Here is an 11509-nt window from a genome sequence, read left to right as displayed (position 1 = left end):
CGGGCGGCGGGGGCGGCACGGGTTGGGCCGAGGCGGCACGGAGCCAGCCGCCGGTGCCGACGAAGGCGGCGGTCAATCCGATGGCGCGCAACCAGGAGCGTCGATTCATGGCGTGTCCTGTTCAGTATTCGAGGCTGCCTTACATTAGCCGGCCGGTCCGCCGGGCGGGTTACGCGCGCGGTCAAGGCTGTTACCGTGTGTCACGGCAGGCGGGCGAACCGCCAGCGGGCGGAGGCCGGTCTCCCTGTTTTTCTGCGGCTGACGACGGATGTTGCCCGCGCTGCACGAATGTCGCGTCCTGTTTACCGGCTGACGGATGTGTTTTAGGCGCTCGGAGCCCGAAATTCGAGATCGGATCGAGTAAAATTTGCCGATTTCGGGGTGCCGCACCGAATCCGTTTGTTGTTTCTATGCAACCGTCAAGACGATGACATGAAAGAATGGTGCGATGAAAGCCTTCAAAAAGCCCCCGTCAAGAAGTCAAAAACAAACGTCAAAACAAATACTTATAACTCGGCCCCACTTTCATTATTTCTAGTTCTGGAAAAGCTTATTTCTTTATTTGCGGATCGCTCCCCTAGGGTACACCCCTAAACTCACGGTTCCCAAACGGGCAACTATCCGGGCGCGGCCAGCAGGATCGATGGCGCTCCCGGGCGGTTGCAGACCGTTTATGAACAAGGTCGCGAGACCTGCCTCTTTTTAGAAGGGAGCTCCACGAATGAACAAGACTCTGATCGTTGCAGCAGCTGCAGCATCGTTCGCAACCGTCGCTCACGCGCAAAGCAGCGTCACGCTGTACGGCGTGCTGGACGCAGGCATCACCTACACGAGCAACGTCCAGCCGGCACTGGGCCAAGCTGGCAAGTCGCGTTGGGCGATGGGTTCGGGCATTGACCAGAGCCGTTTCGGCCTGCGTGGCTCGGAAGACCTGGGTGGCGGCCTGAAGGCAATCTTCACGTTGGAAAGCGGCTTCAACATCGGTAACGGCAAGTTCGCGAACGGCAACGGCGGCATGTTCAACCGTCAAGCTTTCGTCGGCCTGTCGAGCCAGTACGGCACGGTTACGCTGGGTAAGCAGTACGACGCAACGCAAGACTACCTGGCACCGCTGACGGCAACGGGCTCGTGGGGCGGCACGTACTTCGCGCACCCGCTGAACCTTGACCGTCTGAGCACGAACGGCGACGTCGCACAGAACAACACGATCAAGTTCACGAGCGCAAACTACGCTGGCCTGCAATTCGGCGGCACGTACTCGTTCTCGAACAACACGAACTTCGGCAACAACCGTGCATACAGCGCGGGTGCTGCATACCAGTTCCAAGGCCTGAAGCTGGCAGCAGCTTACTCGCAAGCGAACCTGGGTGACGGTACGAACGCAAACGGCGCAACGTCGTCGGCGATCGGTGGCATCGCTAGCCAAGGCCGCGTCCGCACGTACGGTGCTGCTGCTGGTTATGCATTCGGTCCGGCACAAGTCGGCGCAGCATGGACGCAAGCGCGCCTCGACAACAATGCAGTTGGTAGCCTGGGTTCGGTCCGCACCGACAACTACGAAGTCAACGCAAAGTACAACCTGACGCCGGCTCTCGGCCTGGGTGCTGCTTACACGTACACGAACGCGAAGATCAACAACGGCAGCACGCACTGGAACCAGTTCGGCCTGCAAGCTGACTACGCACTGTCGAAGCGCACGGATGTCTACGCTCAAGCTGTGTACCAGCGTGCAGCGAAGAACGGCGTTGGCGCATCGATCTACAACGGCGACAGCTTCAGCAACAACCTGCCGAGCTCGTCGATCAACCAAACCGCAGCAACGGTTGGTCTGCGTCACCGCTTCTAAGCGTGACGGCGGGGTAACCCGCTTCGCAGCATCGAAAAAGGCGCCTTCGGGCGCCTTTTTTTCGTCTGTGGAACGAGATGTCGGCGATTGGCATCGTCCGGATGCAAAAAAGCGAGGCCCGTGCCTCGCTTTTCTCGTTGTGCGCCGTTGCGGGGCAATACCCGCTGCATACGGCTCAGCGCGTGTATTCGCCGTTGGCTTCCGGCTGGAACACGATCGCGGCGACCTTCATCAGCTTTTCGGCACCGCTCGGCTGCATCACCTTGACCATCTGGCCGCGTTGGGTGCCTAGCAGTGCCATACCGACGGGCGAGAAGACGTTCAGGCGGCCCAGTTCGAGATTGGCGGCGTCCGGATAAACAATCGTCCAGGTGGCCTGTTCCTGGGACGCTTCGTCAAGCAGCGTGATTTGCGAATTCATCGTGACGACGTTCGCCTTGATGGCATCGGGCTGGACGATGTCGGCGCGCTCGAGCAGCGTGTCGAGCATCGTCTGGAAGCGCGGGTTGTGTTCGGCGTGCTTCTCGAGGCGGGCAACGTCGAGTTCGGTCAACTGGTAAAGGCGTTGTTTCATGGCTGTTCTCCAAATGATCGGCAGGGGCAGGCGTGGCGTGCCTGTGAGGATCGCCCGGAGCCTGTCTGACCTGGCTCCGGGAGGAGGCCGAGCCGTCAGATCAGGCGCCGGGCAGGGGCGAGCGGCGCCTGGGCCGTGCGTCGAGCGAGGGGATGCGCCGGATGGCCGGCGCGCGCGCGCACGCCGGCCGGGCCGGACGGCGAAACCGAAAGAGGCGTGAGCGCGTACATGGTGGATGGAATATCGACTGGCGAATAAAACCTTACGATTCTACAACACAACCTTCGGTATATGTGATCTGGTCGTCAGCAGTTCGTCAGCGATTGTTGTGCTGCTGAAGCAAGTTGCCGCGATATCGCCCGAAAACGATCGGCTATTTTTGTCGAAATCGCAACGCTGTTTGTTCAAACTAAGGGTTTCCCCTTGGGAATGCGAGAACTACACTGCATTCAATCGCTTCAGACAGTCCTGCCGAGGCGACGTCATAAGAGAACATATTCCGGAGGTAAATCATGAAGTCGATCATCTACGCAGCCATCGCCGCATCCGTCCTTGCCGCCCCGATCGCATCGTTTGCACAGTCCGAGCAGGGTTTGACCCGCGACCAGGTCAAGGCCGAGCTCGTGCAACTCGAACAGAACGGCTACAAGCCGCTGGCGAGCGATTCGCAGTATCCGGACAACATCCAGGCCGCCGAACAACGCATTCAACCGAACCAGCCGATGCTCGCGCAAGCCGATACGAGCGGCTACGGTGCCGTGGCAACGGGCGCCGGGCAAGCCGGCCGCCGCATGACGCGTGAAGCACCGAACCCCGTGAACTCGGTCTACTTCGGGAACTGAACACCGCCGGGTCTGCCCGAGCGCACAGCTTAATCGGCGAGACGCGCGCCAGTTGAGCGCGTCATTCGCCCGCAGGAGCAGAACCTCCGTCGCCGCATTCCGGCGGCTTTCCGCCCAGACGCTCACGCGTTTGGGCCTTTTTTGCTGGGGCGGGTCAGGCGGACGTAACCGCAGGCGTGCCGTGGATATAGTGTTCGAGCTGGCTGATCGTGAACTGCTGATCGGCAATCACGCTCTTGACGAGGTCGCCGATCGAGATGAGGCCGACCAGCTTGCCGCCGTCGAGGACGGGCAGGTGGCGCATCCGGTGTTCGGTCATCAGCGCCATGCACTCGTCGGTGGATTGCGACGGTTCGACGTAGCGCACCTTCGCCGTCATGATTTCCTCGACGCGGGTGGCTTTCGACGAGCGATCCTGCAGGACGACCTTGCGCGCGTAATCGCGCTCGGTGACGATGCCTGCTATGTCGTCGCCGTCCACGACCAGCAGCGCGCCGATGCCCTTTTCGGCCATCAGCTTGATGGCGTCGTAGACGAGATCGGTCTTCGTGACGGTATAGATGGTGCGGCCCGAATCCGGCTTGGCCTTGAGAATCTGCGCGACAGTCGTGCTCATTCGCTTTCTCCGTGTGCAGGTCGATGCTGGGCAGGCAGGGCGTGATGCGTGTCACCCGACGAGCCCAGTATAGCCGCGCAGGTGGCGGCAGTCGCGTGACGATTCCAGATTAGCGGTAAACTCCCGTCACGCACTATCCACACAACTCCTACATTCCTGAACGTTTCGATTGAATTCATGATGTCTTCGCGTCCACAATCGCCCACGCCGGGCAATGGCCAGGCCGACGAGTGCGTGACGCTCGTCGCCACCGCGTCGCTGCCCACACGCTACGGTACGTTCAAGTCGTACGCTTTCCGCGTATCGGGCAGCGATGCCGAACATCTCGCGCTCGTGATGGGCGACGTCGCCGGCGAGCAGTCCGTGCTGACGCGGCTGCATTCCGAATGCCTGACCGGCGACGTGTTCGGCTCGTACCGCTGCGACTGCGGCGAGCAACTCGATCTCGCATTGCGCTACATCGCGGCCGAAGACCGCGGCGTGCTGCTGTATCTGCGCGGGCATGAAGGGCGCGGGATCGGCCTGAGCAACAAGATTCGCGCTTACGCGCTGCAGGAGCAGGGGCGCGACACCGTCGAGGCGAACCTCGACCTCGGCCTGCCCGACGATGCCCGTGAATACGACTCCGCCGCCGCGATCCTCCGGATCCTCGGCGTGACGTCGGTGCGGCTGATGAGCAACAACCCGGCGAAGTTCGACACGCTCGCGAAGCACGGTATTCCCGTCTGCGAACGCGTGGCGCTTGCGGTGCCGGTGCGCGAGGAAAACGAGCGTTATATCCGCACGAAGCAGACGAAGTTCGGGCATTACTTCGAAGAAAACGAGTAACGGAAACAAGGGGCTCTGCGGAGCCCCTTGCTCCATCTGGCTTTCGCACCTCGAAGCCTTTATGGTAAAGGGTTTGAGCCGAAAGTTGCGTTTGTCAGGTGCCTTGTCTGCACTTGACGAAATAGGCGAAAACTTGGCGCTCTGGCGTAACATTTTCCTGCGCCAGACCGAAAAGCTACGCTGCGGTCCCGGCCCACAACAAAAACCTACGCCGACCGCTGATGAGATTCGACGCACGAACCGCGAGCAAGCTGCCTGCCGGCCAGCACATGACCTTTGACGGATTCCCGGGACTCCGCTTTCAGGCCAGCGAGAGCCGTCGCTCCTGGATCTACCGATATAAATCCCCCATTGACGACCGGATGCGTCAGGTGAAGCTCGCCGCTCGCCTCCGCATGGAGTTATCCGACTAAGTAATCTGGTGTAGAAAGCGAGGTTTGATCAAACGGACAGCGTCAGATCGTCTGACTCGGTCCGGCCGGTTTCGCTCACTGCACACGGATTGCGGAACCGTAAACAATATGACAGTACAAAAAACTCATGCGAGTTCCAGGAGTCTGCGAAACATCTCGTTTCCCTTTGGCGTGACGCTGACGAGACGGGATTTGGGTGAGCGCACGATCCAGCTTTGACCGATGTAGAGGTTGAGCATGTGCGCGCCCAGTGCACCGCCGAGATGGGGGCGCCGTTGCGTAAGATCTGCACAGGAGCGTGCAAACACGCGACGCTCATCTCGCGCAGAATCAAAGTCAACGCCAAGCGCGCGCAGCTGATGCTCGCCGAGCCGAGTGGCGATCAGTTCGCTATCCTTCCGTCGCAACCAACGCGCCTTCTGCATGGAGGCAAGTACGCCCACCGCGATCTCCCCGGCCAAGTGGTCGTAGCAGGTTCGGGCATGCATGAATGCCTCGGTCGACGAACGCGCAGACGAAAGGGACTGCGGCAGGCCGAGCTCCGTTCCCGAAGCGAGGGCGGCCATGCTCTCGATCATGCAGGCTACCTCGGCGTTGGCGATCCGAAAATAGCGATGACGCCCCTGTGCCTCGACGGCCAGCAGGCCGCCATCGACCAGCTTCATCAAATGTCCGCTGCACGATTGTGCCGAGATGCCCGCTTGATGGGCCAACTCGCCCGCGGCACGAACTGAACCATCGATCAATGTCCACACGATCCTGGTGCGTGCTACGTCAGCTAGGAGTTTGGCAACCCGTGGAATATCCGGCGTATCGTCCATAGTTCACCGTCTGATGAAACGTTGTCGAGGCTGATTCGCGGATACTAACACCGCCGTCCAATGCAGACTCGCCCGCCTCAAGCTGGGCCGAATCCCCGCAGGATTGAGGTTATACCGGGTACAAGAAACAACGTTTCACTCATACAGGAAGGGTGCGTGACATGGAAATTGCCAACATTCAAGAGGCTCTGCAACTTTACTTCGATGTTATGTATGAATGCGATCTGGAGAAATTTGACTTAATATTTCACCCGACCAGTTCGCTTTTCACGATGAAAGACGGGGAGTTCAACCTTCGCCCATTCGCCCAGTATCGCTCGGAGATTGCTACCCGCAAGCCGCCGAAGAGCATGTTGCAACCGCGCGTGGACGAAATTCTGCAGATTGGTATCCTGTCTCCGGAGATTGCGTTTGCACAGGTTCGCGTTCGCATCTTCGAGAAGATCTTCGTCGATAACCTCAATCTGCTGAAGTTCGACGGGCGTTGGATGATTGTGGCAAAAATCTTTCATCACGCTGAGACGATCATGGCCTAGAAGAGAAGGTCGCAGCTAGCTCGAATCTCGCCGCAAGCCAGTTGTCGAACGAGTTATTGTGGCCGATCGGCGACAATCAGATCGTGGAGTACTCGCGCCAATAACTCCATGCTTCTGGAGCACGGTTAGATGGCAATCAATTGATGGTGACGGACCTGGCGCGGTTAGCACCCACTGTGTACGGATGTGGCTGGCCCGCGCCATAGCGTTCCCCGTCTATTGCCGCGTTGATGAAACACCGGGCATCGCATCCAAACAAATCCATGGACATCAGAACCCTTAGCGCATACGACGAAAATTCCGCCGCGTTTGCAAAAGACTGGGAGGAGCAGCCTTCAGCGGCAGACTTGCACGCGCTGATACGGAAGTACTTCCGTCCGGGACGCACGGCGGACGTCGGCTGTGGCAGCGGACGCGATGCTGCCTGGCTGACCGCACATGGTTTCCCGACCGTGGGCTTTGAGCCCTCAACGGGTTTGTTGCGAGAAGCTCGACGACGCCATCCCGACGTCGAGTTTCAGGTTGCCGCTCTACCAGAGCTTGAGGGCATCGCAGAAGGCAGTTTCCAAAATGTACTGTGTGAAACGGTTGTTATGCACCTACAAGCTGAACGGATAGTGCCTTCGGTTCGCAAGCTCCTGCACATCACCGAACCGGGTGGCACCCTGTACTTGAGCTGGCGCGTCACCGAGGGAAGCGACCGGCGGGACGAGCACGGACGGCTCTACGCTGCTTTCGATCCTTCGCTGGTTTTTGAAGCCCTGTCTGACGCCGCTGTTGTTTTGGATGAGCAAGTGGCGAGTCCTTCGTCGGGTAAAGCTGTCCGGCGCATCATTGCTAGGAAGGCATAGACGCACTCGCCGAGTATTGGAATCGGCAGTCAATATGGCGCAGGTCTTTCGTCTGCCCTTGCAATTCTGCATGCCGTTGATGCCAACGGTTGAACAACAGGCCCGCGGCGGATCGAACTGTCAACACATGCGCCATATCCGACCGCATCGGGCACAGCTCGGCCATGAAGGGATCTTCGACATTTCCACGTAGTTCGTGAGCGATAAGTTCAGTGATCGCATAACAATCTCCCTTTGCGCCATGCCGTCGGAATGCGGTAGCGAAGTACGAAGCACGATGGCCGATTAGCTTATGCGCACGAGACTAATTTTTGACGAGGGAATACCCGTATGAAAATGGACGCATTTGCCTTCGGCACGACCAACTGGGTCGAAGTCGAGGCGACGGAGCACAGAGGGGAAACTGGAATAGCTTATTGGCGCACACGTTTTTTCGGTGAAAAGCCGAACCAAATCCGAGTGCGGATGGTGGAATATACACCTGGCTATCTAGCGGACCATTGGTGTCAAAAAGGGCACGTCCTTTTCTGCCTCGAAGGCGAGCTGGAAACAACCCTCGAAGATGGACGGAAATTCGTCTTGACCGCCGGCATGAGTTACCAGGTTGGCGATAACGCAGAGCCACACCGGTCCAATACGAAGACGGGTGCAAAGCTCTTTATCGTTGACTGAGCGGCCGCAATTGAGCACGTCAAAGGACCGTTCTGGGCTGCGGATTCAACCCGTCCATAAAAGTGCGGGCGTGGGTTTCAGCGTAGCTTCGTGAGGCTTCAGATATGGCGCAGGTACTGCTGCATCATTGGAGTGACGGGTGCAGGTACTGCGGTGAGTTGCATGCTCGTGTGACCGGGAAAAGTTGCTTTGGCTGATGTCCGGTGAAATGACGCCCTTACTTCGCAAACGTTGTCAATTTCGTTTTGTTCCACGAGAGTCGAACATATAATCGCGCTTCGTCAACCAACCTATTCCACGCGGAAGGAATCCATGACAAAGAATAGAGTATGGACCACTGTCCTGACGCTGTCACTGACTGTGCCGATGTCAGGATGCGGAAACGTGGTTCCGACCATACCGGAGATGGTTGCCCGCTCCAAATGGGAAGGCAAGCCTATGAGTCAGGCCTACCAGAAATGGGGCCAACCGGCCGGATACGCACAGGCGAAGGACGGTGAGAAGGTGGCGTACTGGAACACGGCCTCGCTGGGTACGGTGCGCAGGGCCGCTGGCCAGACCATGGAACAAACGGCAGGCGGTTTGGCTATCACTGACCACTGGGTCGACGAGACGATCACCTACGAGTGCACGCTCGTGTTGAAGTTCAACCAGAACAACGTCATCACTCAGTTCAAGACGCTCCAAAACCGGTTGGGTGGTTGTACGAATTTTTATTGGGGAGGTAACGGCCCCTGACGGCCCTTGCGGCGGGCGCGGACATTGGATCAGCCTCGCGCCGTACCGCTAGGATGTGCTGGCTGACGAAGATGAACAGAGCGGAGGGCGCAATGGCGGAATTGAACATCGCGGAAGTTTTGTATCCAAGCGGTGCGCTTAGATATCGCTATAGCAGATACATGGCTGCTGATGGGCGGCGATGGATTCGGCACGGTCTCTTCGTTGAATACAGAGAGGACGGCACTCTCGCGTCTGAAGGAACCTACGAACACGGCGTTGAGCACGGAGCCTGGAAGGATTTCCATCCAAACGGACAACTAGCCGCCCTTGGGGACTACGATCACGGAACCGAAGCGGAGAACTGGACGTATTGGGATGCTGAAGGCCAACTCGAGGGAACGTGACGGCCGATCTCGACAGCGGCGCGCGTAGGTCTCAGCGTAGCTTTCTACGCTAACCTTTGTCAGCTAAGGCGCAGGTACTCCTGCATCATTGGCGTTACGGTGGCAGGTGCTGCCGCGGGTTACATGCTCATGTAACCGGGAAAAGTTGCTTTGAAAGTCCAGTTTCCCAGTGCCATTGACTGGAAACCATGGCGTGCCCTCGGGCGGGATTATGCGCAGCTTCTGATGTAATAGCCTTCGATCGCCGGTATTCACGTGATATCGTCGCGGAGCGACAGAAGCATCCACCGTTCATCCGTTATGTGGGGCGACATGCGTCTAGCCGATTTCATCGTTCGGAACATGGAACCGATTCTGGTGCAGTGGGAAGCGTTCGCTGCCACGCTGCTACCGGCCGCACGAAGCATGGACTCGCGCGGGCTCCGCGACCACGCACGCCAGATCTTGGAGGCCGTGGTCAAGGACCTGCGTAGCCCGCAAACGAGGGAAGCGCAACGCGAAAAATCGCTTGGGCGCGCTCCCGAACCGACGAACGCCGAGGAGACGGCGGCGCAGACGCATGCCGTCCTGCGCGCTCGGCGAGGCTTCGACATCAACCAGTTAGCGGCCGAATATCGGGCTCTGCGTGCCAGCGTGCTGCGCTTGTGGATCGATGAGTGCCAGCCGAGCGCACCACACCTGGACGATATGATTCGCTTCAATGAGGCGATAGATCAGGCGCTCGCAGAATCGGTCGCTTTTTTTACCGCGCAGGTCGAGCAGGCTCGCGACCTGTTGCTGGGTATGCTGGGTCACGACATGCGCACGCCGCTGCAGGCCATTCAGTTAACGGCCACATATCTGGCGGCGCTCAATGCGGGCGAGGAAATATCGGACGCCGCAGCCCGGCTGATCAGAAGTGGTGGCCGCATGCAGGCTCTCCTTGACGATCTCTGCGATTTCAATCGGACTCAGCTCGGGTTAGGCATCGGCGTTGTTCCTCGCAATATGGATCTCGCTCAGGTCCTCGCGAATGTAGTCGATGAATTGCAGGCAGTTCATCCGAATCGCGAGATCAAGGTCGACGCGAGCGGCGACCTGCGGGGAGACTGGGATTATCAGCGACTGCAGCAACTCCTGAGTAATCTGGTGAGCAACGCCGTCAAGTATGGCGCGCCCGATACCCCGGTGCGGGTGGCGGCGACGTCGGACAATACTGAGGTGCATATCGAGGTGGAGAATGGCGGGGTTGCCATCGATCCGCTCGTGCTCGACCGTATCTTCGACCCGCTTCAGCGTGGAGTCGACAGATCGGAAAGAAGCGATGAGGATGTCGGACTGGGGCTCGGCTTGTACATCGCCAGCGAGATTGCTAAAGCCCATCACGGGCGAATTGAGGCGCGGTCCGATCACACAGCAACGGTATTCGCGGTGCATCTGCCAAGGGGCACACAAAGTGAGCATCCGGGAGCCCGTGTTGAGCCGCAATAGCGCGGCGTAGCTTTCGCACTTTCCCGTTGTCAGATAAGGCGCTGGTACTGATGCCTCATTGGGGTGACGGTTGCAGGTGCTGCGGTGGGGTGCGTGCTCATGTGACCGAGAAAAGCTGCTTTGGCTGCCCGAGATTACCAGCGGCTTGCACGGGATCGGTTGAAGTTCGCCGTTCGGCCAGTCGCCGGAGATTACGATCGGCGGCTACCACCGCCAGTTTCGGCCATTCAACCAAATTCGTGAGGATCGTCGTGCTTCCCGAAGCGGACGTTCAAGGCTGTGCGGGTATTCGGCCCTCCTCAGAAGTAACACGGGAATGGATGCGGCAGGGCACTACAGACATAAGTGGGATGCCGCTACCACCAGCACCACGACAATTCGCCCGAACAAATTTCGCTGACAGAGAAAAATATTTGACTCTTGCGAGAGGGAGCCGTATAGTTCCTGACAGCAGCTAGCGGAGACTTTATCTCGTGTTGTTGGGGCGCGAGCCTCGTGGGGAGGCAACTCTCTAATGTTTGCCCGTTCATGTCCTTCTGGACGCGTCGGGATAGGCGGGTTCCGCGAGAACGGAACCCGGTGAGGTAGGTGGGGGACAAGGCACTGTTCACTCCGCGTTTTTGCTATCCAAAGATGTGCGAGAGGCCGTCACTGTTGTGCGCATGGTGCTCACGACGTAGTAGTGAAGGTCATTCTTTGGAGTTGTAAATGCAAAAACTGAAACAAGCTGCAGATCAGTGCCCGTCCGATTCGAAGCTCTCTAAGTGGATCGTGCTCATCCGAGTGATTCTTCGGCTCTGCACGGTGCTGTACCACCTGTTTAATGCAGTAGACAAGCTGATTGCCTACCTGCTTAAGCTGGGAGGACATTCGTAAAGGGCTTACCCCCTTATTTTCACTCGATCTTATGGGAGGG

Annotated in this window: 13 protein-coding genes and 1 pseudogene; 11 read left to right on the top strand and 3 right to left on the bottom strand. The window is 58.6% G+C overall.

Going from position 1 to position 11509, the window contains the following annotated elements:
* Positions 1–721 precede the first annotated feature (721 nt).
* Entirely contained in the window at positions 722–1846 is a 1125-nt protein-coding gene (locus FOZ70_RS19865) for a porin (protein ID WP_021162293.1), read from the top strand.
* A 175-nt stretch (positions 1847–2021) separates the two neighbouring features.
* On the opposite strand, the gene FOZ70_RS19860 is transcribed toward FOZ70_RS19865, so the two are convergent.
* Positions 2022–2420, bottom strand: coding sequence for a GreA/GreB family elongation factor (locus tag FOZ70_RS19860; RefSeq protein WP_021162294.1), 399 nt, complete (start codon positions 2418–2420; stop codon positions 2022–2024).
* A gap of 512 nt (positions 2421–2932) precedes the next feature.
* Between FOZ70_RS19860 and FOZ70_RS19855 the strand changes: the two genes are divergently transcribed.
* Positions 2933–3262, top strand: a complete 330-nt coding sequence (locus tag FOZ70_RS19855; protein WP_027789405.1) for a DUF4148 domain-containing protein — start codon at positions 2933–2935, stop codon at positions 3260–3262.
* Positions 3263–3416: 154 nt separating this feature from the next.
* On the opposite strand, the gene FOZ70_RS19850 is transcribed toward FOZ70_RS19855, so the two are convergent.
* Positions 3417–3878 (bottom strand): CBS domain-containing protein, encoded by a 462-nt coding sequence (locus FOZ70_RS19850; protein ID WP_021162297.1) that lies wholly within the window; start codon positions 3876–3878, stop codon positions 3417–3419.
* A gap of 177 nt (positions 3879–4055) precedes the next feature.
* Here FOZ70_RS19850 and ribA point away from each other — a divergent pair, with 177 nt between their 5' ends.
* Both ribA and FOZ70_RS38110 read left to right on the top strand, forming a co-directional pair.
* Entirely contained in the window at positions 4056–4706 is a 651-nt protein-coding gene (ribA, locus tag FOZ70_RS19845) for a GTP cyclohydrolase II (RefSeq protein ID WP_059484771.1), read from the top strand.
* Between the two features lie 221 nt (positions 4707–4927).
* Positions 4928–5086, top strand: a pseudogene (locus FOZ70_RS38110) (alpha/beta hydrolase); the annotation flags it as partial.
* Between the two features lie 158 nt (positions 5087–5244).
* Here FOZ70_RS38110 and FOZ70_RS19840 read toward each other — a convergent pair.
* Positions 5245–5940, bottom strand: a complete 696-nt coding sequence (locus FOZ70_RS19840; protein ID WP_060126312.1) for a winged helix-turn-helix domain-containing protein — start codon at positions 5938–5940, stop codon at positions 5245–5247.
* Between the two features lie 161 nt (positions 5941–6101).
* Here FOZ70_RS19840 and FOZ70_RS19835 point away from each other — a divergent pair, with 161 nt between their 5' ends.
* The 7 genes from FOZ70_RS19835 to FOZ70_RS19805 all read left to right on the top strand — a co-directional run bounded on the left by FOZ70_RS19835 (position 6102) and on the right by FOZ70_RS19805 (position 11469).
* The gene (locus FOZ70_RS19835) at positions 6102–6476 is read left to right on the top strand and encodes a nuclear transport factor 2 family protein (protein ID WP_048022671.1); all 375 of its coding nucleotides are present in this window, start codon (positions 6102–6104) and stop codon (positions 6474–6476) included.
* A 263-nt stretch (positions 6477–6739) separates the two neighbouring features.
* Complete coding sequence (locus FOZ70_RS19830; protein ID WP_059588564.1) at positions 6740–7327, top strand: class I SAM-dependent methyltransferase; 588 nt, start codon at positions 6740–6742, stop codon at positions 7325–7327.
* Positions 7328–7657: 330 nt separating this feature from the next.
* Positions 7658–7999, top strand: coding sequence for a DHCW motif cupin fold protein (locus tag FOZ70_RS19825; protein WP_219706554.1), 342 nt, complete (start codon positions 7658–7660; stop codon positions 7997–7999).
* A gap of 312 nt (positions 8000–8311) precedes the next feature.
* On the top strand, positions 8312–8737 hold the full coding sequence (locus FOZ70_RS19820; protein WP_219706553.1) for a hypothetical protein: 426 nt from the start codon (positions 8312–8314) through the stop codon (positions 8735–8737).
* 92 nt (positions 8738–8829) lie between these two features.
* Positions 8830–9123: a hypothetical protein gene (locus tag FOZ70_RS19815; protein WP_219706552.1), complete on the top strand. Its 294-nt coding sequence runs from the start codon at positions 8830–8832 to the stop codon at positions 9121–9123.
* Between the two features lie 312 nt (positions 9124–9435).
* Positions 9436–10593 (top strand): sensor histidine kinase, encoded by a 1158-nt coding sequence (locus FOZ70_RS19810; protein WP_219706551.1) that lies wholly within the window; start codon positions 9436–9438, stop codon positions 10591–10593.
* Between the two features lie 708 nt (positions 10594–11301).
* The gene (locus tag FOZ70_RS19805; RefSeq protein ID WP_175904101.1) at positions 11302–11469 is read left to right on the top strand and encodes a hypothetical protein; all 168 of its coding nucleotides are present in this window, start codon (positions 11302–11304) and stop codon (positions 11467–11469) included.
* The last annotated feature ends 40 nt before the right edge of the window (positions 11470–11509 follow it).

The organism is Burkholderia sp. COPS (assembly GCF_019425585.1).
Lineage (GTDB): Bacteria > Pseudomonadota > Gammaproteobacteria > Burkholderiales > Burkholderiaceae > Burkholderia > Burkholderia cepacia.
Note: the sequence above shows the minus strand (reverse complement) of the source record. Positions and strands in the feature narration are given on the sequence as shown.